The sequence below is a fragment of the Streptomyces hiroshimensis genome (assembly GCF_014650335.1).
In the GTDB taxonomy this organism is placed as follows: Bacteria; Actinomycetota; Actinomycetes; order Streptomycetales; family Streptomycetaceae; genus Streptomyces; species Streptomyces hiroshimensis.
In genome coordinates, this window is sequence record NZ_BMUT01000003.1 from 19085 (window position 1) to 40761 (window position 21677).

General features: G+C 69.9%; 16 protein-coding genes and 3 pseudogenes. 10 read left to right on the forward strand and 9 right to left on the reverse strand.

Going from position 1 to position 21677, the window contains the following annotated elements; translation table 11 throughout:
- Positions 1-74: 74 nt before the first annotated feature.
- On the forward strand, positions 75-353 hold the full coding sequence (locus tag IE241_RS08885; RefSeq protein ID WP_229898988.1) for a CU044_2847 family protein: 279 nt from the start codon (positions 75-77) through the stop codon (positions 351-353).
- 4 nt (positions 354-357) lie between these two features.
- A complete protein-coding gene (locus IE241_RS08890) occupies positions 358-4842 on the forward strand; it encodes a tetratricopeptide repeat protein (protein WP_190021125.1) in 4485 nt (1494 codons plus the stop codon).
- An 86-nt stretch (positions 4843-4928) separates the two neighbouring features.
- Here the strand turns inward: IE241_RS08890 and IE241_RS08895 are convergent, their stop codons facing one another.
- The 3 genes from IE241_RS08895 to IE241_RS08905 form a co-directional block, all read right to left on the reverse strand.
- Entirely contained in the window at positions 4929-6983 is a 2055-nt protein-coding gene (locus IE241_RS08895) for an alkaline phosphatase family protein (RefSeq protein ID WP_190021126.1), read from the reverse strand.
- Positions 6877-7317: a hypothetical protein gene (locus IE241_RS08900; RefSeq protein ID WP_190021127.1), complete on the reverse strand. Its 441-nt coding sequence runs from the start codon at positions 7315-7317 to the stop codon at positions 6877-6879. The genes IE241_RS08895 and IE241_RS08900 overlap by 107 nt, the downstream gene beginning before the upstream one ends.
- A gap of 184 nt (positions 7318-7501) precedes the next feature.
- Positions 7502-9421, reverse strand: coding sequence for an SMI1/KNR4 family protein (locus IE241_RS08905; RefSeq protein ID WP_190021128.1), 1920 nt, complete (start codon positions 9419-9421; stop codon positions 7502-7504).
- Between the two features lie 354 nt (positions 9422-9775).
- Between IE241_RS08905 and IE241_RS08910 the strand changes: the two genes are divergently transcribed.
- Complete coding sequence (locus IE241_RS08910; protein ID WP_190021129.1) at positions 9776-10636, forward strand: chitosanase; 861 nt, start codon at positions 9776-9778, stop codon at positions 10634-10636.
- Positions 10637-10702: 66 nt separating this feature from the next.
- Here IE241_RS08910 and IE241_RS08915 read toward each other — a convergent pair whose 3' ends face one another.
- The gene (locus tag IE241_RS08915) at positions 10703-11320 is read right to left on the reverse strand and encodes a hypothetical protein (RefSeq protein WP_229898991.1); all 618 of its coding nucleotides are present in this window, start codon (positions 11318-11320) and stop codon (positions 10703-10705) included.
- Positions 11321-11714: 394 nt separating this feature from the next.
- Here IE241_RS08915 and IE241_RS08920 point away from each other — a divergent pair, with 394 nt between their 5' ends.
- The 4 genes and pseudogenes from IE241_RS08920 to IE241_RS08935 all read left to right on the forward strand — a co-directional run bounded on the left by IE241_RS08920 (position 11715) and on the right by IE241_RS08935 (position 15973).
- Complete coding sequence (locus tag IE241_RS08920; RefSeq protein ID WP_190021130.1) at positions 11715-12098, forward strand: VOC family protein; 384 nt, start codon at positions 11715-11717, stop codon at positions 12096-12098.
- 5 nt (positions 12099-12103) lie between these two features.
- The gene (locus IE241_RS08925; RefSeq protein WP_190021131.1) at positions 12104-12517 is read left to right on the forward strand and encodes a VOC family protein; all 414 of its coding nucleotides are present in this window, start codon (positions 12104-12106) and stop codon (positions 12515-12517) included.
- A 664-nt stretch (positions 12518-13181) separates the two neighbouring features.
- Positions 13182-14045, forward strand: a pseudogene (locus tag IE241_RS08930) (DNA glycosylase AlkZ-like family protein); the annotation flags it as partial.
- A gap of 443 nt (positions 14046-14488) precedes the next feature.
- Entirely contained in the window at positions 14489-15973 is a 1485-nt protein-coding gene (locus tag IE241_RS08935; protein ID WP_190021132.1) for a glycosyltransferase family protein, read from the forward strand.
- A 300-nt stretch (positions 15974-16273) separates the two neighbouring features.
- On the opposite strand, the pseudogene IE241_RS34090 reads toward IE241_RS08935, so the two are convergent.
- The 3 genes and pseudogenes from IE241_RS34090 to IE241_RS08945 all read right to left on the reverse strand — a co-directional run.
- A pseudogene (locus tag IE241_RS34090) lies at positions 16274-16420 on the reverse strand (sterol carrier protein domain-containing protein); the annotation flags it as partial.
- 82 nt (positions 16421-16502) lie between these two features.
- A pseudogene (locus IE241_RS34095) lies at positions 16503-16643 on the reverse strand (hypothetical protein); the annotation flags it as partial.
- Positions 16644-16724: 81 nt separating this feature from the next.
- The gene (locus tag IE241_RS08945) at positions 16725-17159 is read right to left on the reverse strand and encodes a VOC family protein (RefSeq protein ID WP_190021133.1); all 435 of its coding nucleotides are present in this window, start codon (positions 17157-17159) and stop codon (positions 16725-16727) included.
- A 341-nt stretch (positions 17160-17500) separates the two neighbouring features.
- Here IE241_RS08945 and IE241_RS08950 point away from each other — a divergent pair, with 341 nt between their 5' ends.
- Positions 17501-18025 carry a DUF6817 domain-containing protein gene (locus IE241_RS08950; RefSeq protein WP_190021134.1) on the forward strand — a complete coding sequence of 175 codons (525 nt, stop codon included), beginning with the start codon at positions 17501-17503 and terminating at the stop codon, positions 18023-18025.
- Positions 18026-18465: 440 nt separating this feature from the next.
- On the opposite strand, the gene IE241_RS08955 is transcribed toward IE241_RS08950, so the two are convergent.
- Positions 18466-19389, reverse strand: a complete 924-nt coding sequence (locus tag IE241_RS08955; RefSeq protein ID WP_190021135.1) for a lysozyme — start codon at positions 19387-19389, stop codon at positions 18466-18468.
- Between the two features lie 46 nt (positions 19390-19435).
- Positions 19436-19633, reverse strand: coding sequence for a hypothetical protein (locus IE241_RS08960; protein WP_190021136.1), 198 nt, complete (start codon positions 19631-19633; stop codon positions 19436-19438).
- Positions 19634-19968: 335 nt separating this feature from the next.
- Here IE241_RS08960 and IE241_RS08965 point away from each other — a divergent pair, with 335 nt between their 5' ends.
- Both IE241_RS08965 and IE241_RS08970 read left to right on the forward strand, forming a co-directional pair.
- Positions 19969-20517, forward strand: a complete 549-nt coding sequence (locus IE241_RS08965; protein ID WP_190021137.1) for a hypothetical protein — start codon at positions 19969-19971, stop codon at positions 20515-20517.
- A gap of 362 nt (positions 20518-20879) precedes the next feature.
- Entirely contained in the window at positions 20880-21629 is a 750-nt protein-coding gene (locus IE241_RS08970) for a 2OG-Fe(II)-dependent halogenase WelO5 family protein (RefSeq protein ID WP_229898993.1), read from the forward strand.
- Positions 21630-21677 lie beyond the last annotated feature (48 nt).

A 21677-nucleotide genomic window follows, 5' to 3' on the forward strand; every position in this document is an offset into this window, starting at 1 on the left:
TTCCGGTGTTCGGGGGACTCATGGCCGAGCTGGTGCGTTTCAGTGGCCCTGAAGGGGCTTCTCTGCTGGTCGAAGTGGAGGACGACGGACCCGGGCTGGAGCTCATCTCCCGGGACCCCGACGGCGTCGTGCAGGCCGGCCGGCGGCTGGAGGACGCGCTGGCGGCGGTCCGCCCGGCCATCCGCTCGGTCGTCGACTCGGTCCGGTCCCTCGCACCGGACGAGTACGAGGTCGAGTTCGGGATGAAACTCAACGCCGAGTCGGGCGTGGTGATCGCGAAGACGGCCGTCGAGGGGCACTTCACCGTCAGGATCCACTGGAACCGGCCCGCCGCCCGGCGCACCGAGGCGTGAACCGGTGTCCGCAGCCCGGGAGCGCCCGCCCTGGCTGGTGAGCATCCGCCGGTCCCCGGCGGAGGACCCGGTCGGCGCCGGGCTGCTGGTCACCCCGCAGCACGTGCTGACCTGCGCGCACGTCGTGCGCCCGGGAGCGGCACCCGGGGTGCCCGAGGAGCCGGTGTTCGTCACGTTCCAGTACGCCCGGGCGCACGATCCCGTTCCCGCCACCGTCGTACCCGACGGCTGGCACCCGGCCACCGGTTCCGAGACCGGTGACATCGCGGTCCTGGAACTCGGCGCCCCGGCGCCCCCCGAGGCCGGGCCCGCCCCGCTGCGCGCCACGGATCCCGGCACCTGGGACCACCGGTTCCGCGCGTACGGCTACCCCAAGGAGCGTTCCCGTCAGGGAGTCCCCGTACGGGGCGAGATCATCGGCCACGCCGGCGGCGAGTGGCTGCAGGTGGAGGCGAATCCGCACGGCGGCTGGGCGCTGGAACAGGGATTCTCCGGCTCCCCGGTGTGGGACATGACGAGTCAGGGCGTGGTCGGCATGCTGGTCGCCCGCGACTCCGTGAGGAAGGCCGACCGGCGCACGGCCTATGCGATCAGGGTCGAGGCCCTGGCCCGCTACTGGCCCCGGCTCGCCCCGTACGTACGCGACGCGACGACCGAGGAACTGCGGGGCCGGCTCGAGAACCTGCTGTGGATCCCGCTCACCGCGGACGGGGAGATTCCCCGGGTCGGCCAGGTGGACCCGTACGACATCGGGATCGCCCGCTCCAAGTACAGCGACCAGGCGAGCGACCCCGCGGACGACGCCGCTCCCTACGTACCCCGGCACCGGCAGGACGACCAGCTCGACGCCGCCCTCGCCGACGCACGGTTCGTCGTGCTGGTCGGGCGCTCCAAGGCCGGCAAGTCCCGCACGCTGTACGAAGCCCTCAGGCGCGGGTTGCCCGGCGCGCGGCTGATCGTGCCGCGTCGGCACAGCCCGGACCACCGGGTCCTCGACGACATCAGCCGGCTCAACCTGCCCACCGGGCAGGACCGGTCCGTGCTCTGGCTGGACGACCTGCACCACTACCTTCAGCCCGGTGGCCTCGATCTGCAGATCCTCGACCGGCTCGGCCGCCGGAACCCGGCCGTCACCGTCGTCGCCACCCTCCCGGCCAAGCAACGGGCCGCACTCACCGCGATGGAGAACGATCTCGGCCGCGTCGCCCGTACCGTGCTCGGCAAGGCACACACCGTCGAACTGCCGTCGCACCTCGCCGCGGAGGACGCCGCGCTCGCCCGGCAGCTCTACCCGAGGGAGGACTTCTCCACCCGCGGAATCGGGGAGCTGATGGTCGCCGCCACCGCCCTCGAACAGCGCTTCGACGACGCGGCCGAGAGCTGCCCCGCCGGCTGGGCGCTGGTCAAAGCGGCCACGGACTGGCACCGGATGGGCATGACGGCACCGGTACCCGAAGCCGTTCTGTCGGAGCTCTTCGACGCCTATCTATCCGAAGCACGCTCGCCCTTCGACGCCGACGCCTCGCTGTACCGGGCGAGCCTGGCATGGGCACGCGAGCCGGTCGCCGGAAGCATCGCCCTGCTGGAACGCGTCTCCGGGCCGGACGGCCGTTCCGCGTACGCAGGATCCCCGTATCTGTCCGAGTACCTGGACAGCCGGACCGAGGACCCGGCCGCCCCGGTACCGCTCTTCGCCTGGGAGTACCTCGCCGGGCGGCAGCCGGCCGGGGAACTGCTCCGGACCTCGTACATGGCGCTGATCCGTGAGGAGTCCGGCATCGCCGTGCGGATCCTCCAGCAGGTGGCGCGGACCGCGGACGACCCGGACAGCTCGGCCCGGGCGTCACTGATGCTGGGAGAGATCCGGCTGTACGAGGGCGACTTCCAGGAGGCGATGGCCCTGTTCGGCACTGCGGCCTCCTCGGCCGTGGAGGACGTGGCTCCGCTGGCCCAGGTCGAACTGGCCGGAGTGCTCACGATGACCGGCGAGCGGACACGGGCGCGCGGGCTGCTGGAAACGGCCCTCGGCTCCCGGGACCCACAGGTGTCACAGCTGGCCCAGATCGGTCTCGCCCGGGTGCTGGCCTTGCAGGGCGAGACACAGCGAGCCGAACAGCTGCTGGAGGCCGTCCTCGCCGCAGCGGATACCGAGGTGGCCACGCTGGCCCAGACCCAGTGGGTCCGGGTGCTCACCGGCAACGATGCACGAGGAGCCCGCTCCGGGCACACGCAGGGCCTCGAAAGCGCCAAACCGGGCACGAAGACGGGAGGCGGCGTCCGCACCGGCTCCGCCGAGCTCGCGGAGCGGCCCTGGGCGCTGTCCCGGACGGTGGGAGAGTCGGTCACGGATCAGATCACCGCGCTGGCCGAGGTGAATCTCAGCGGGCTCTACGCCAACCAGGGCAGGCTGGACCGGGCCGAGGAGCTGCTGAAGTCGGCGGTGAGCAGCGGCGGGTACCACACCGTTCCCCAGGCCCAGTGGGGTCTGGGCGAGCTGTACATGCTGCAGGGAAGGCACGCCGAGGCCCACCGGATGCTGGAGGCCGTGCTGCTCTCCGGCCATCCGCTGCTCGCCCCGTACGCCAAGGTCAGCCTGGGCATCGTGCTGCTGCACCAGGGCGACGCCGGACAGAGCCTGCCCCTGCTGCGCGAGGTCGCGGATCTGGAGCATCCCGACCAGGGGCCGCGCGCGACCTGCGCGCTCGGCGAGTGGTACACCGCTCAGGGCGACGCCGAGGCCGCCCGGAGCTGGCTGGACCGGGCTGTCGCCTCCGGTCACCCGGACTGGTCGGTCACGGCCCGCGTCGACCTCGCGTTCGTGGCGGCGGCCGCGGAAGAGCCGACGGTCCGGGCGGAGGACCGGACGGCCCGGGCGGAGGGGTTGCTGACCGGGGTGATGGGGTCCGGGCATCCCCATCAGGCGCCACGCGCAGCCGTCACCCTGGGCGACCTCCTCGCAAGCAACGGCCGCCTGAACGAAGCCGAACACGCCTACCAGAGCGCAATCGACTCCGGCCACAGCGACTGGGCCCAGATCGCCCGGATCAACCTGGCCTCCGTGCTGGCGGCCGCCCGGGGCGGTACGGCGCGGGCACGAGAGCTGCTGACGGAAGCGATGGGGTCCGGGCATCCCCATCAGGCGCCACGCGCAGCCGACATCCTGGGCGACCTCCTCGCAAGCAACGGCCGCCTGAACGAAGCCGAACACGCCTACCAGACCGCAATCGACTCCGGCCACAGCGACTGGGCCCAGATCGCCCGGACGGACCTGGCCACCATGCTCGCCGACAGCGGGGACTTCGCACGCGCCGAGGACCTGCTGCGCGTGGTGGCCGCATCGGACGACACCACGGTCGCGGTCGCGGTCACGGTCTGGGCGACGGCACTGCTCGGCATGGTGCTCGTGCACGGCGGCCGACGAGCCGAGGGAATCCGGTACCTGCGCGAGGCAGGGGCGAGGAGCGACGCGCCCCCGGCGCAGCTGGCCCGTTTCCAGCTGGCGAAGTTCCTGCTCGAGGGCGAGGCGGGCGCTGAGCACGACACGAACGGCGCGGCGGCTGAGGTGGCTGAGGACGAAGCCCGGGAACTCCTGCAGTCGGTGGTCGAGTGCGCGCCCTCGGACGTCACCGAGGTGGCCCGCGCCTATCTGTGCGTGCTGCTGCTCCGCAACGGCGACCACGATGCGGCGGAGGAACTCCTGCTCGGCGACGTGGAGAGGCCGGGCGACGCCGAGGCGGTCGCGGTCGCCTATCTCGGCACAGGCGAGTATCTGCTCGACGCCGGTGAACTGGAGGCAGCCGGGGAGCTCCTGGAGAGGGCACTGTGCCAGGACTCCCCGGACACCGCCCCCTGGGCAGCCGCGCTGCTGGGTGTCGTACGACGTTCCACCAATGACTTCGGAGAAGCGAGGCGGTTGCTGAGCGACGCTCTGGCCACCGGGGACCCGGAGGTCGAGCCGATGGCGCGGCGCTACCTCGGCAGCACGCTCTTCCGCATGCAGCTGCTGAAGGAAGCCGAGGAGACGCTGCTACCCCTCGCCCGCTCGGGGGATGTCGAGCACCGGCCCCAGGCACTGCGGCTGCTGGGACAGGTCCTGGTCGCGGACGGCCGGCCGGAGGAGGCCTACCCCTGGTTCGAGCAGGCCATCGAGTGCGGCGATCCGGAGACCGAGTTCGCGGCGCGCTACGACTTCGCCGAGCTGCTGCTCAGCATGGGGCAGCAGGAACGCGCCCGCGAAGTCTGGGCCCCGGAGGTAGCCGAAGGGGAGCCGCCGGAAGACCCCCCGGAGACCGTCGTGCTCCCGGGCTCCCCCGCCACCCCACCCGCAGCCACCGAACCCCCGGGCCCCGTCCCGCACCCCCTCCCGGCGGTCGTGCTCTCTTCACTCGGGGACGTGGCATCCGCCGAGGGTGACGAACAAGAGGCCCGGTACTGGTACGGCCTGGCGCGAATCCGCGCCGCGGCAGAGGCCGAGGGGATGCGCGGCTGACGGGCGGGGGGCGAGGCGAGGTCTCGGAGGGATATAGCTCCGCGGAGTGATATCCCTCCTGCACCGTCCATCGCCGCCGGCTTGACTCAGAGGTGGCTGCGCTTGGAACCATGCCGCGGAGGGTCCGTGCGGCGGGGCCTCTTGAAGTCGATGTCGTGCCGGATCTGAAGCTTTGCCTCGACCATGAAGAGCTCTGCATCCGTCCGGGACCGGATGGCTTCGAACTGCTCGATCCAGCGAACACGCTCAGGGTATTGAGCGGTTTGCAGCACTTTCATGAGGGCGACCTGGGCGAATCCGAGGTGACTGGAGCTGGGGACCGGTTCCTCTCTCACGGGTTCTTCCGGCTCGGTCTCTTCCGGGAAGCGTGGCCTGCGTTGCCTGAGCCGGAGTTCCGAGCGGCGCCTCAGAAGTTCATCCTCCGACTCGGGCTCGCCGGAACAGCCTAGTGGTGAAGGGTTACGGGCAGGCTCGGGCAGAGTGGTGGGGGTGTCGCCACGGGGAGCGTCCAGCGAGAGGAGGTGGAGGAGATCCGCGGCGGCGTTGTCCCGCTGGGTGAGGGCGCGCATGCCGAAAAGTCGCTCGGCGGTCGCGAGTACCGAGGTGTGGTCGTAGGTGGTGTGGTCGATGACTCCGCGGTGCACGTGCGGCGAGATGACGAGCGCGGGGACGCGGACGCCGAGCTGGTCGAAGGCGAACCCGTGGTGGTTGTAGTCGTCGACCGCCACGTCGCCCGGCGGAGTGGCCGCGGGCGGCGGGACATGGTCGTAGAAACCGCCGTGCTCGTCGAAGGTGATGATCAGCATGCTCCTGTCCCAGTGCGGGGAGTTGCGGATCGCCTCGTACGTCTTCTTGATAAGCCGCTCGCCGCGGGTGACATCGTCCAGAGGGTGCATGGAGTTCCCGCAGGTGAAGTCGCCGGGACCGCCGATGTCGAAGGTGCTCTCACCGTATTGAGGTTCGATGAAGACGAAGCGTGGGCGGTAGTCGGCCGATCCGACGGCGTCGATGAAGTCGTCGAAGTCCTGGAACCTTCCCTGCAGGGCGTTGAGGTTCATACCGCTCAAGGCGAACGACACCGGGAATTCGTCGCCCTCCACGATGTTCCACGTGATGCAGTGTTCGTCGAGCCGGTCGAAGACCGTGCCGTTCTGGAAGCGATAGCCGTCGACAGTCGTGGAGGTGACCACGTCCACGTCGCTCGGGCTGTCGTCCAGACCCCCCGAGGAGGCGGCCATCGCGAAGAACCGGTTGGGCCACGTGGGGCCGGGCAGGGAGGAGAACCATGCGTCGCACAGGGCGAACTCGCGGGCCAGCGTGTTCAGCACCGGCAGCTGCTCCGGAGAGAAGCAGCTCATGACGCGCCCGGCGGAGGCGCCTCCACTGTCGACATAATTCTGAATGAATCCGGAATTGTCGATGGGAGGATATCCGGCAACAGGGTCGTAGGGACCGGCGCTCACGCCGCACAGGACGGCCAGCGCGTCGTCGAACTCATGGGGCGGATCCTTGTCGACGTTCTTGAGCGCAAAGTCTGCCGGGGAGCTGACAGAGATGGGGAGCCCGGTAGCGGGGTCGGCGTTGGTGTCGGCGGGCCCCGCCACATCGAGGGAAGCGGGTCGGCCGTCGCTACCGACGCCGGTAATGCCACTGAATGCGTACATGTGGTCGAACGAGCGGTTCTCCAGCATGAGGACGAAGACCCGGTCGATCTTCTTGCGCTCGGGATGGCGCCGGCCCAGCAAGGCAGCGATGGCATCGACAAGGCCTATCACCGCGCAGCGCAGCCAGTCCCATGCCACGCAGACCAGGGAGAACACCCATGAGAACGCGACGCAGATGTACTTGACCACCCAGGCGAACCCTTTACAGACCCACTTGGCCACCCAGTACCAGGCCTTGCAGACCCATTTGGCCACCCAGTACCACGCTTCACAAAACCATTCGACGACACAGTTCCAGAAGGTGTACCAGTGGCACTCCTTGCCCCATTCGGAGCACTGACTGGATCCTTCGTCAGCCCATTGAGAACACTCATTGGACCCTTCGTCGGCCCACTGCGTGCACTCGTAGTCGGTCCTGGTCGACCAGTTCTTGCACTCGATCACCGCTTTGGTGACCCACTTGGTGCACGTCGACATGCGGCACCTCGTTCTCGGCCAGTCGGTGCTCCACCTCACGGCGGACGACGAGCAGTTTCATTCGCGCCGCCGTCAGCCCGGCGAACTTGCCCAGCATCGAAAAGGCGAGCAAGCACACGACGGAAAGCAGCAAAGTCACCATGCGAGGACTCTCCACGGTGACGAAAAAGATGACGGCCAGGAACGTCCCGACGGCCAGGAAGATCCCTCCCAGCCGGCAGCCGCACTCTTGGCCGAGCGCCGCAACGCGAGAGCGCAAACCCGCCTTCTGCAGATCACTGTCAGGCAGCAGTTTGGCCAGTGCATCAACGCGAGCGGCGAGCGTTGTGCGCATGACGGGAACCCTCTCGTACGAGACGCTCGAGCCCATCAATTCCACGAAAGCAGGTGACGGCTGGGGCCGCAACCCAGGAGCTCGGGCAGAGTTCATGCGGGGGGGGCGAAGCAGCGGCGCGTGTACGCATAGGCCGCGCCGCTGTCCGGGTCCGCGAAGCCGAGCGAGCCGGGCGACGTGGGGCTCAGTGCTGGGCGCAGGGCCCGGCCGGGGCTCCCGAGCGCCAGACCGTGAACGACTCACCGGGCCGCGGCGGTCGCCTCCACGACCGGGTCTTGAACCGGTGCAGGAGGCAGTCCGCTCGCGTCAAGACGAAGCGTGGCAGCGAGACGTCGAACTCGGCGGCGATCGCCTCCAGCGCCCGGCGCTCGCTTGCCCGCCCCGCTTCGTCCGCCGCCTGCGGCGTCGCGCCGTTCACAGGGCCGTAGAAGAGGTCCGGGTCCAGCGCCGGAGGTATGTCTCCGCTGCGCCGGATCTCCGCACCGTGGACGGTGAACGCGTACTTCTCTTCGCCGTTCTCCGCCACGGACAGATGGAAGACGACGGAAGAAGGGCGGTCTTGTCCGGCGGGAGTGCTCCACACCACCACCGCGCGGGTGCCGTGCGACGCTGCCACGGCCGGGGAGACGAAGCGTTCCCTGTCGAAGGCAGGCGGCTGATCGTCGAAGGCAAAGCTCCACCCCGGGCCGGCGCGGCCCACGGAGACCACCGGCTTGTCGCCATAGATCGAGCTCTCGTCGTTGGAGTGCAGCAACCTGCGCGCATCCCAGCCCGTCATCAGCTCGTGCAGGCCAGTGTCCCCGTCCGCGCCGAGGCGCGCGGGCAGTCCTGCCGGATCGGTCCCCTCCACCAGGACGAAGCGGTACCCGGCGCTCAGGATGGTGCCTTGTTCCTGGTCGGCCAGCCATGCCAGTCCGCCGGGGTCCAGGCCCTTCGCCACGGGGCCGGGGCCGGAACCTGTGCCTGCCAGGGCCTTGGGACCTCTCGGCACGGCCAGCAGTTCCCGTGACTGCTCGGGGGTCAGCAGGGCACCGAGGAGGGAATCCCGGAGCAGGCCGAACGGTGCAAGGTGGGTGGGGTCCAGCGGCTGCCACCGGGGCAGGGCTGCGAGCAGCGTGTGCCACGCCGCCTCCGCATCACCCCAGCGGACCAGATCACGGGCCTGTTCGACGGCCGCCCCGAATGGCCCCGGCGCCGTGTAGTGAAAGGGCGCGTCCTGGTGCCGGAGCCGGCCGACATGCAGCGGATACGCTCCGTGGTACCGGTCGTCCGCCTGCGCGGGCGGGTACTCCTGGGTGCGTACCTCTGCCGACAGGCCCGGTCCCATGTTGTGGAAGTAGATTTCCCCGAGCAGCAGCCGGAGCTGTCCCAGCAGGGCCTGCGCCCGGGGCCTGCCGTACGCCGCCGGTTCCTCGAGCATCCTTCCGGCCCTCTCGTACTCCCCGCTCAGCGCCTCGTGCCAGGCTTCCTCGACCACCGCGTCCAGCGCCCGGGTCGTGTCGTTGACGAACTCCGCCTCCCCCGATTCCTTCGCTCGCAGGCTGTGGAACTCGCGGTACATGTCCTTCATGAATGCACGGAAGGACACGTACCGTTGGGGCGGGGAATGGCTCCAGGCCTTGTGACAGTAGACGGCCCATTCGCCGTCGCCTGTGATGTCCTGCGGGTCCATCAGGACGTATGTGGCGTCGGACTCCACGTCCAATTGCAGTGCGCGGCTCCACATGCCGGCCGCCGTGATCTCCTCGTGCGAGGAGTGTTCGCCCAGCACACTCCGGTACGTCTCACCGAAGCCGGATTCGTCCTCGTACCAGCGGGCCTTCCCCGTACCGGCGAGAAGGTCGACAAAACCGCCGGCATTCCGCCAACCGTCACTGACTTCCAGGAACGCCCGGTAGGACGGGGGGAGCCGGCGCCCAAGGCGCTGCTCAAGCGCCGCGATCTGCGAGCCGGAAGCGGGCGCGAAGCCCAGCCAGCGGGCCTGCCGCGCTGCTTCCTCCTCGTCCCGGAGCGGGTCGTCGGGGTCACAGGAGTCCGCCCACTCCTCGCTCCACCGCGCGAGAAAGGGCCGCCATTCGAACGTCGCGTCATTCGCTTCAGCCATGTCAGTGATGGTTCCACCCACCACTGACAAGGCCTGCCCCCGAACACCCCCGGAACACTGCCGCCCGCCCACCGCCACCGTGCTCGGCGCCGGGTGGGCCACCCCGGCGACGCTGCGCGGCAGCTCCAGGACCGCCGTCCCTCGCGGCGCGTGAGGTGCAGCCGCCGGCCGCCAACCGCCAGCCGCGGCCCGAGAACGACCGGCCCGAGAACCAGCCTGGTGGTCGGCAGTCACCGCTCTCCCGTGGGAGGCGTGCGCGTCGGGGCCACCGACGTGGGCGGGAGGCTGCCGGACACCGCCGGTGCGGACGCAATGGTGGCCGGTGCGGGGGCACACATCAGGCACTCTGTCTGCATGCGCAACACCCTCGCCTCCGTCCGCCTCCTGCCTCTGGGTACCGCAGCCCTGGCCCTTCTCGCCGGCTGTTCGCCGACCTCGGACGGGACCAGTACCGCCCCTCCGCCGACCGCCACATCCCCTGCGGAGACCGGGGGCCTCGCCCCGGCTCAGCGGCGCCGCGCCGACCAGCTGGTCAGCATCTTCGAGAACGGCACCCCCGAGATCCAGTACGGCTACGTCGAGAACCTCGGCGACGGCCGTGGTGTCACCGCCGGCCGGGCGGGCTTCACCACCGGCGACGGAGACGCACTCGAGGTCATCCGGGCCTACACCGCCAAGCACCCCGGCAATCCACTGGCCCGCTTCATCCCGGCCCTTGAGCGGTCGGCGGCCGACGAGGGCAACGACGCCGACGCCCTGCCCGAGGCCGAATACATCGCGGCCTGGAAGCAGGCCGCGCGCGACCCGGACTTCCGCAGCGTTCAAGACGCCCAGGTCGACGCCCGCTACTTCTCACCCGCCCAGCGTCTGGCCGACCAGCTCGGGCTGAGGAGCGCGTTGGCGCGCGCCGAGCTCTACGACGCCTCCGTTCAGCACGGCAACAACTCGGACCCCGACGGTCTTCCCGCCCTGGTCCACCGCACGTCTGACCGCGTCGGCAGCCCCGCCCAAGCCGGCGAGCGCGCCTGGCTCAACGCCTTCTTCACCACCCGCCTCGATGACCTCCGCCACCCGTCGAACAAGGACACCCAGCAGGAATGGGCGACCTCGGTCGATCGGGTCGAGTGCCTGCGCCGGATCGCCGCAACCGGCAATGACAACCTCAAGGGTCCGCTCACGGTCACCGCCTTCGGTACCACATACACCCTTCAATAGGCCCTGCCTCGGGGCGTCACCCGACCGCCGTCACACCTCGCCCGTATAGCGGGACACGGTTGCCGGTCAGGCAGTACGCAGGCGCCGCCGGGTGTAGGCCACCGTGAGGACGGCGACCATGGGCCCCCACAGCAGCAACGGCACATAGCAAGCATTCATGATCCACGCTGCCACGCCCTGGGGAGCATCGGAACCGCCCGCATCGGCGGGCATGCCGCCCCAGAACATCGGCAGCGTGAACGCCGTCACCGCGAGTGCCCCCAGAGCCGCCGGAACGACCGCCGCCCCCACCGGGATGTGCTTGCCGCCCAGGAAGGGGATCCAGTGCGGCACCCTCTCGCCCCACTGACTGACCAGGCCGATCGTCAGGAAGGCGAGCGTCTCGGTGACGATGGTCAGCAAGGTGATGTAAGAGGAGGTCTCCAGGCCGGGCTGCCAGTCCTCCGCCAGTTGACCGCTCCAGCCGACGGGTATCCCCACGGCCATGGCCATCCTCCACAGCCCTGACGGCAACACCGCAAGTGGCACGGCCCGGGCCGTCAAGACCACCCAGCGAGGGCTGGAAAGGTAAGCGGCATCTGCGGGAGTGCTGGTGTCGCCTCCAGCGTGGATGTTGGCGTTCGTATTGACGTTCACGTGCATGTTGACGTTCGCGTCGGCAGGCAGCGTCTTCGCTGGGTCCATCACCATCTCCTGAGGGGCGTGGGCGATGCCTCCAGGCTCACAGAGCGCCCCATGGCTCACATCCCCCCGCCTCTTACAACCGACCACGGACAGTTACGGTACAAAAGTACCACCATGAGTTAGTGGTGCCCACATCGAGTTAACCCACCCCCTCTCATCCGAGATGGGGGCCACGCATCACGAGACGCCTCGCGCGGGAATCCTTCGCAATTAAACCTAATGTCCGCATTGCCCAGTCCATGCGATGCGCTGTACGGTACTAATGTACTGAACGACTGATGGGTGGTAGCCCGGCTCACTACGTCCGCGCCGCCGGTCGCCACCGGCCCTGGGCGGGCTCCCCGCCCCACGCCCTACGCCCCCTCCCCGCTTTTCCTCAAAGGAGCGATCCGCCATGAAAGCCCCCGCCATCGCCCCCTGCCTCGGTGTGAAGGACACCCAGGCGTCCGTGGACTTCTACGAGAAGATCGGCTTCACCGCGCTGCCCGCGGGCGACGACCCGAACGACGACATCCGCTCGCTGCTCTTCGGCGAGGACTTCGCGCTGATGGTCTACCGCGACGCCCACCTGCGGGACTGGCTGCCGGTCCTGAAGGACCGCACGCCCGGCGCGTTCGGCATGTTCTACCTGGCCGTCGACGACTTCGCCGGCTACGTCGCCAAGATCCGGCCCCTGGTGAACGCCACCAAGGAAGCCACCCACAACGGGCAGAACCTCTTCTACTTCACCGACCCCGACGGCTACGTCATCGGCGTCGTCCAGAAGCAGGAGTGGTGAACCCCATGACCACCACCAAGGCCTCGACCCCGGTCGCGAAGGTCGCCTCGTACGCCTTCTGGGCCCGTGACGGCAAGGAGCTCGCCAGGTTCTACGCCGCCGCCCTGGGCTTCCAGCTCGTCCAGGAGTACCCCGACGAGCAGGGCGTGCCCACCGCGTTCCTGGTCAGCAATGCCGACGGCAGTGTGCTCTACACCTTCTACACCGCCCGTGATTACCGTGCTCCCGCCTGGCCCCAGGACGAGTTGCCTTTCCACCTCGACCTGTCCTTCGACGACGTCGAGGCCGGTGAGAAGCGACTGCTGGAGTTGGGCGCGACCAAGCCGGACCACCAGCCCGGCGGCGGTCAGTGGACCGTGTTGCTCGACCCGTCGGGTCAGCCGTTCTGCATCAGCGCCGCCGCCAACTGGCAGTACTGACACCCCAGGGCGCCGGGCCGCCCTGGCCTGTGGCCCCGCACCCCGCCCTCGCCCTCCCGAGCGCCGGCCGGGAGGCATCCGAAGGTGGGGCTCCCATGCCGTTCGCCTCGTGTTTCAGCGTCAAGGACACCGCGGTCACCAAGCCCTGACGGTCAACGACACCAACCACAACTACGCCTGACCGCCGCTCGTGCCACCGAAATACTCAAGCCCCTCTACCTCACCCTCGTACGGGTCCTGGGCCACGAGCACTTCAACCTCCACCTGGTCCGCTGACCCCCTCCGCAGCGAACCGGACCGAATCCCCCCCCCGGAAGCCCTCGCACGATGACTGCCCTGCGCCGTATCACCCCTGCCGAACGCCGTGCCCGGCTCGCCGAACGGCACCTGCTCGCCCCGGCCCACCGGGCCACCGCACCGCAGGAGGTCGCCGAGGCGCTCATAGGCCTCCACGCCACCGACCCCGCCACGGTCTTCCTCTCGGCCGCCGCCCGCATGACCGCCCCCGCCACCGCGACCATCGACCACGCCCTCTACGACGCGACGCCCCCGCTCGCCCGCATCCGGTGCATGCGACGCACCATGTTCGTCACCCCCCCACCACCTCGCGCCCACCCTCCACGCGGCCACCGCCAAGGATGCCCACCGCAACCGCGGCAGCGCCCTCGACCATCTCCGCACCACGCTCGGCTGGACCCCCGCCCGCTACGCCGCCGTGGAGAAGGCCACCCTCGATGCTCTGGTCGCCCGTGGCAGGGCTTCCGCCGCCGAGCTCGCCGCCGACATCCCTGACCTGCGCGAGGGTTACACCCTCAATGCCGGCAAGTCGTACGAGACCCGTCAGCGCGTGACCGCCCCGATCCTGGGAACCCTCGCCGCCGAAGGCCGCATCCGCCGCAGCCGCCCGGCCGGTTCGTGGACCTCGGCCCAGTTCCGCTGGGAACCCGCCGAACCCCTCCCCGCCATCCCCGCGGCCGAGGCCCAAACCATGCTGGCCCGCCACTACCTGGCCGCCTTCGGCCCGGTCACCGCAGCGGACCTGAAGTGGTGGACGGGCTGGACGCTGACCGACACCCGCAAGGCGATCGCAGCCACCGGCGCCGAAGCCGTCGAACTCGACGAAGGCACCGGTTACCTCCTCGCCGAGGACAACCAGCACCTCGCAGAGATCGACCACGAACCCTGGGTGGCACTGCTGCCCGGCTTGGACCCCACCTCCATGGGCTGGCGCCACCGCGACTTCTACCTCGACCCGCACCACACGGCGGCCCTGTTCGACCGCAACGGCAACATAGGCCCCACCGTCTGGGCCGACGGCCGCATCATCGGCGCCTGGGCCCAGCACCCCGACGGCCACATCAACCACCACCTCCTCACCGACCCCGGCCGCCACACCCGCGCCCTGATCAACAACGCCATCCAGCGCCTCGCCATCTTCCTCGACGGCACCCGCGTCACCCCCTGCTACCGCACACCCCTCGAACGCCAACTCGCGACCACAGCCGCTCCCGCAACCCGCCACGGCTGAGACGCCGGCAGTCCTCCGGAGCAAGACACGTCCCAACGGCCTACCTCCCTGGAACCGCCGCCGGGCCCGCGCCCGGCCCGTCCCACCCAGCGGTGCGGCCCCTCCTGAGGGGCAGTGTCGCTTCCCCACAGACCCACACACAGCCACCGCCCTCCCCTGCAACGGCTGAGCAGCGGGGAGTGCTACGGAGTCAATCCCGGCCTCCTGGCCTGTGCCCGGCCGCGGCACCGCCCTCGTACGGCACTACCGGAAAGAAGAACACCTCCATGTCCCCCTCCCGGCACTCCGTCACGCCTGCCGTACCCGGCACGCTCCGCGGCCGCGGCCGCGCCCGTTGGACGGCACTGGGACGGGCTCTGCTCCAACGAGGCCTCCCCGGCCCGGGTCGGCACGTCATCCTCCTGATTCGGCCGCCCGCGGGCAGTGCTGCCGGCCCCAGAGGGATGTCCACCCGCCGGACCGTACGGCTGTCGTCGCCCAGCCCGGACCGGGCCGCCACGTGGGCACCGGTGATCGTCGGGCTCATCGGGCTCGGCATCGGACTGCGGGGGATCACGCGCCCTTCCGCATGGACCGACGAGATCGTCACCCTGGACGTGGCACGGCGGTCCTGGCCGCAGCTGGTGGAGCTGCTCGGACGCGTGGACGCGGTGCACGGCCTGCACTACGTACTGATGTACCTGGTCGGGCAAGTTGCCGGGGTCAGCGAGTTCACGATGCGTCTGCCCTCAGCGGTGGCGGTAGCCGTCGCGGCAGCCGGCCTCGGATGGCTGGGGCGGCTGCTCGGAGGCCCGCGCCTCGGCCTGTACGCGGGGCTGCTGCTCGCCGTCCTGCCCACCGTGTCGCGCTACGCACAGGAGGCCCGCTCGTTCGCCTTCGTCATGGCGGTCGCGGTACTGGCCACGGGCGCACTGGTGAAGGCGCTGGCCGGCCGTGCCCGGTGGGCGGCCGGCTACGCCGTGCTGATCGCCCTGCTGGGCTGGTTCAACGTGATGGGGCTGCTGCTGGTGGCCGCCCACGCGGTCACGATCGCCCTGCGGCGTCCCGGCCGCCGCGTAGTCATGCGCCTCCTGCCGGCCCAGGCCGCGGGCATCACCGCCGTCATTCCGCTGCTGCTCCTGGGCTTCTCCCAGCGCTCCGCCGTGGGCGAGGTTCCACAGGTCACCGCCGGAACCCCGTACAGCTACTTCACCTGGCTGCTCACCCCCGGCCAGGACACCCTCCCCGCCGCCCTGAAACTCCTGCTCACCCTCACGTCCCTCGCCGCGATATCCCTCCTCGTGGCCCGCCGGCACACGGCCCCGCCCCTCGTCTTCGCCATCGGCGTGCCCTGGCTGGCCGTGCCCCCGCTGCTCCTCCTGGCCCTCTCCCTCGGTCAGCCCCTCTTCGCCTACCGCTACCTGCTGTTCTGCCTCCCGGCCCTGGCCTTGCTGCTCGCAGCGGCCGCCGCCCTCCTCCCGCCGCGTCGGCAACTGCTGCTCGCACTCCTGCCGGCCCTCCCGATCACCATGTCCCACCTCGCCATACGCCAGCAGGACAGCCGTCCCTGGGACACCAGCACCGTGATCACCACCCTGCGCAGCCGCGCCGTCCCCGGGGACGCCATCCTCTTCAGCGGCGCCCGGTGCGACCTGATCGCCACCACCCACCCCGAAATCTTCGCCCGCCTCCCCGACCTGGGCACGGCCCGGACAGCCGCCGAACGCGGCACTCTGAACAACCTGCCCGCCGACTCCACCCTCCTGAACCAGCGCCTGGCCCGTGCGCCCCGCGTCTGGCACATCACCTGCCGCCATCTTTCCCCCGGCGCTTACCGGACCGGCGACCGCACGACCGTTGCCCAGGAATACGCCCTCACCCGCACTGGCCACACCCCGGCCTACCACCGCAGCACCCGCGGCCTGGACATCACCCTTTACCAACGCTGACCCGCCACCGGGCGGTCGCCGGTGGACCCGTCCGCCGAGCCCGGGGCAGCGAGAGCAACCCGGCGGCCCGGCCGGTGATGCCGGCACACAAACACCGCCCTTGCGGCGCCGCGGCAGTCCGGGGGCGGTCCGGCTGGTCGTGGCAGATGCGCTGCATCCAGGTGGCCGGGGTTGCGACCTTCGAGAACTTGCTGCACCACGGCGGCAGGATCGCCGAGGAGAACCGCCGGGGCGCAGCTCCTCGACGAGGCCCGCGGCGGCGAGGGCGGCCAGCGTGGTGCCGCCCAGAAAGGCGGCGCCGAGTTCCGCGGCCGTCAGCCGCAGGTCGGCTGGGGCGTTCGTACGCTCGCAGCTGACGTCGGCGCCGTCGGCGCGGAGCCGGTGGGGGGCAGTGTTCCACGGGCATAAGTCGTCCCGTACGTCTAGGACGAGGTCGAGCGACGCCAACCAGTCGTATCCACAGCCGGTCCACGACGGTCGACCGGACCGCCCGGGACTCGGCCAGCAGATGTGGCAGCGGCTCGTCGGTCGCGCCCTCGTAGTCGATCCAGGTCACCAAGTCGAGCCTGGCGAGGAAGAACCACAGCGCGGCGTACGCCTGACGCGAGAGCGCCGCCAGTTCCACCACCCGCACCACACCGGTGCCGCCGGACGGACCCCCCGGTGGCATCCTTACCGGTCCGACCAGCCGACCGTCTCGGCCCGCGCCCGGTCGTAGATCTGCTCGATGACCAGGCGCGTTCGCGGCCCCTCAGTCGAGACAGAACTCGTTGCCCTCGATGTCCTGCATCACGATGCACGACTCGTTCTCGTCATCGGCAGGCAGCAGTCGCACGCGTACCGCGCCGAGCGCGATCAGTCGTGCGGACTCGGCCTCAAGTGTGGCGAGGCGTTCTTCACCCACAAGCCCGGTGCCGACCCGCACGTCAAGATGAACCCGATTCTTGACGACCTTGCCTTCGGGAACGCGCTGGAAGTACATTCGCGGGCCCACACCTGAGGGATCCATGCAGGCGAACGCTGACCCCTGGCTCTCAGGCGGCAGCGAGCGATTGAAATCGTCCCAAGTAGCAAATCCCTCCGGCGGCGGCGGTACGACGTACCCCAACACCTCGCACCAGAAACGAGCGACGCGCTCAGGTTCTGCGCAGTCGAAGGTGACTTGGAACTTCTTGATCGACGCCATCGTTCCACCATAGTGGCGCGTGCTGTTCACCGAAACCCCGGAGTGTCATCGCCGCGCGGGTCAGTGAAGGTGAACCACGCCGAGGCTATGACCACCAGTGGGTCATCTTGACCGAGACAGGGTGCGGCCCCGCGTTACGGTCAATCTGACACTCGTGAGCCCTGTGCTCGTACCCGGTCAGGCACGCCGTCAGCATATTGCTTGCTCCGGCCCGCCGGCCCCGTCCAGACGCGACTGCGACCGGGCGGTCGATACGCTCCTGCCATCAGCGCGGTACCGACTACTCAACGGCCTTAGGGACAGGTGAAGTTGAAGTGACCGCACAAGCGATGGCGATGGCGATGGCGATGTTACAGGCGGCCGGAGCCGCAGAGATCGAGCACCCCGGAGGCACGCTGCTGGCACATCTTCAGCGGGTCAGCGCCCTCCTCTCCGCGTGGGGCGCTCGCCCGGCGCTGGTGTCGGCCGGGCTGTGTCACGCGTTCTACGGGACCGACGGCTTTCCCGTCGCTCTGCTGGACCTGGGCCGCCGGGCCGAGCTGGCCGAGGCGATCGGCACCGAGGCCGAGGCACTCGTCTACTTCTACGCCTCCTGCGACCGGAAGTCCTCGTACCGCGGACTGACCGATGACACCGGCCTGTTCACCGACCGGTTCACCGGCACCCGGACGCATCCAGGCCTCGAAGCGCGTCGGGACTTCGCCGAGCTCACCGCCGCAAACGAGCTGGACATCGCCGCGATCAGCCCACAGATGCGCGCCCGCCACGGAGCGGACCTGCTCGCGCTGTTCACCCGATGGCGGCCGCTGCTGTCCGAGCCGGCCTGGACACACTGCCGCAGCGTGCTGGGCCAGGCCGACCACTGATCGGCCGGGACCGAGCGGTGTCACGGTCACCAGCAGCGCGGCGAGCAGGGGAAACGCGAGAGCACGAGGGCCCAGGTGGTGTCGTTTCACGGGATCTGATCTCCTTCGCCGGCGGTAGGTCTGCGGGCTGTTACACATCACCCCCGAGGGGGGTCCGGACCCTCGCCGCCGGGCGCACTGCCGCTGACGACGACGGTTGCACGCAGCATCGCAATCTCCGGAGCGCCCGCGTGGCGATGGCCATCCCGACGGCCTGAACAGCAACGCTCGGCCATTCGGGTGACATCGGCTGACATCTCCGCGCCTACAGCAGGCCAAGGTCGTCTTCGGGCCCGTGAACCGTTGAACCGCGAAGGCTCGCGAGGTGCTCCACGCCGTGGCAAGGCGGGCCCCCGGCGCCGATGCGCCGGGAGCCCCGCCGTCGCTCATCCGTGGCGCGGTCAGCCGTAGGCGAGCGCCTTGAGCCTGTTGTACACGCCGTTGAAGCGGTCATGGTCGCCGACTGTGGGGCCGGTGTCGGTGTGCTGCCAGAAGGTGTAGAAACCCCAGCCGTTCGGGAGCTCACCGGAGGAGGAGCCGTAGCGCGGTACCCACAGCGGGTTGTACTTGCCGAATCCGCCGTAGTTACCGGTGCACTTCTTCCACCACGCGGTCGAGGTGTAGATCACCGCGTCGCGCCCGGTGTGGTCCCAGTAGGCGTCGAGGAAGTCGTCGATCCAGTCGATCATCCGGCCCGTGCTCAGCCCGTAGCAGGGGCTGCCGTAGGGGTTGTACTCCATGTCGAGCACGCCCGGCAGCGTCCAGCCGTCGTCGGTCCAGCCGCCGCCGTGGTGGACGAAGTAGTCGGCCTGTGCGGCGCCGCCGGAGTTGCCCGGCAGCGCGAAGTGGTACGCGCCCCGGATCATGCCCGCGTCGTACGGGCCGTTGTACTGCTGGGCGAAGTGGGGGTTGGTGTAGCTGGTGCCCTCGGTCGCCTTGGAGTAGGCGAATCTGACGCCGCTGTTCCAGAGCTTGGACCAGGAGACGTTGCCGTTGTGGCTGCTGACGTCCACGCCTTTGACCCCGGCGCTCCCCGAGGGGCCCTCCGGGGAGACGTCGGGCAGCGAGGGGTCGGGCAGCGAGGAGCCCTTGGTGGCCGGGCTGCGTTCGCCCTCGTGGGCGCGGACGGTCGAACCCATCCAGTCCTGCTCGGGGTGGATCGGACTGCTACTGCTCCCGGCGCTGTTCCCGGTGCTGCTCCCGGCCGCCGGGGCAGCGGTTCCGGGGAGGGTGACGAGCAAGGTGAGTGCGGTCAGCAGGGAGAGGAGGACGGCCGCCGCTGTGGGGGGATGCGGGCGGCCCGGGCCGGAGTGGTGCTCGGACATGAGGTGCCTCCGAGGCCATGGTGGGGGACGGTTCGGGGGGCAACGGTCACCGCATGGGTATGACCGTGCCGTCTATCCGGATGCGGATTCGGATACGGATGCGGATCCACATCCGGATGGGCTCGGCGGTGTCACGCTGGGCCTGGTGAGAGCGGGCCGTGTGCCCGTCCACGGCGCCGTACAGGCTCATGGGCACGCTGACCAGGCCGGACGTGGGGACCTCCGACCAGATCGATCCGGCCACACGATCGCCTCCTCCGGCACTCGGCTCCAAGCTGCACTGCCACGTTCACATCCAGGCCGCGGCAGCGCACGGGGGGACAGGCAGCCGGATGACCCTTGGGGTACATGGGCCGCTATGGCACGTGAGCGGCTCCGGGGGGTGGCCGGTCGTGGTGGACCGGGCGAGGCAGATCGTGGGCGGGACGTGCTCTCGGTCGCCGAGTCGAAGAATCTGGTGACCTTCGGGGGCCGCCCGGGCAGTCACCCGTGGCGCGATCAGACCCTCTGGCGCACCTGCGCGCGTCGGCCCCACCCTGAGGACAACGGTTCCGTCGGTCGGGACATCCGGGAGGGCACATGCTGTACGTCTTCGGTTTCGAGCGGATCGGCGTAGTGGCGAGCGACATGTACTTCGTGGATCCCGACCCGATCCCGGGTCAGGAGGGCGCCGAACGGGGTGTACGTCTGGAGGTCCGCGTCCTGCGGCCGGGGGACCTGCCGGGAGGCATCTACGCGTCGCGGCCCATCGTGGTCGACCGCCCGGTGTGGCGGGCCGACCTCCTGGAGTCCGCGGCGGGCCCGTCCGGCAGCCTGGACCGGGCGCACCACCACCCGAGGTTCGACGGCTGGGAGCCCGGCGGACGCGTCTTCGTCGACGAACTCTCCGCCGCACCGCTGGACTGGGTGGCCGGCAGGCTGGCGGACCTCGACACCCTTCTGGCGGAGGCCGACGTCCCGGCCTCCGAGGCGGGTCCGGACGACGCCGCCGACCTCCGCAACGCCGTCCCCGACATCATGGCGGCGGTGCGCAGGCTGCTTGACGGCGTGGCCAAGGGGGAGCTGGCCCGTCCGCCCGCCGGCCTGGCCGAGGAGGACATCGCGGACGCCCGTGTCAGTTGGCTGTGACGGTCTGCCCGAACGCGCTGGCACGGTCTGGGTGGCGGCGCCATGAGGCGGGCGCCGCCGACCGGACAAGACCCGGCTCAGGGGCGTGAACGCGCAGGCGCGCGCCCATGGTGGGCATCAGGGGTGCGCTCCCTCCCCCGCGACGGAGGCGCCGCGCGGTCGTCTCCGCCGTCGGGAGGAACCGCCGGTGGACCTGCCTCATCCAAGAGGGCGCCCATGAATCGTTACACAGCATGAGGATCCAGTAATTAACGGTCGAGATGATGGCATTACCTGCAAAACGCCCCGCGCCTCACTGTCGGTCACGCGGGCCGCACACACGGGGGACCATCATCAACATCAAGCGCACCACCTCATGCCAGTTGTCCCAAGAGGACATCCTCTCGGTCGTCGAGGGCACCACTCTGGCCGTCCACGTCCCGGGGTTCGTGCACCCGGAGGCGCTCGCCTCGGCGCAGCGGCAGCTCTTCGACCACCCCGACCGGGGCAGCCTGAGTCAGGCCGCGGAGTTCAAGCGCATCGGATTCGCCTACTCCGAGATCAGCGACGGTACTTCGCGCGATCGCTACCACGCGGAGGCGCGCACCAACATCCAGCGGATGCGCGATCTGTTCGCGCCCTACGCCTCGCCCAGTGACGTCCTGCGGCTGCTGCTGGAGGAGACCTGGGCCGCCGGGGCCGGCTTGATGCACGTCGAAGGCCGCAAGGCGTTCATCGGCATCTGCCGCTACCAGGACAAGAACGTCGACCTCAACCCGCACACCGACGCGCTTGAGCGGAACCTGCCCGCCGAGCACGCGCGCCGCCTCAAGGCGCAGCTCTCGGTCAACATCTACATCAACATCCCGCGCACCGGTGGAGAGCTGGAGCTGTGGGGAACGGAGCCCGGCGAGGACGCCTACCACCGCCTCATGGGCGGGCGGACCTGGGGAATCGACCGCGAGACGATCGGCCCGCCCGTGGAGGTCGTCAAGCCGGCCCCGGGCGATCTGCTCCTGCTCAACCCGCGCCAGATCCACGCCGTGCGCCCGTCGGGGGACGAGCCCCGCATCACCCTGGGGCACTTCCTCGGCTACTACGGCACCGACCGCCCGCTCGAACTGTGGAGCTGACGGTGAACAACGACGTCAAAAGCATCGAGCACGGCATCAACGAAAACG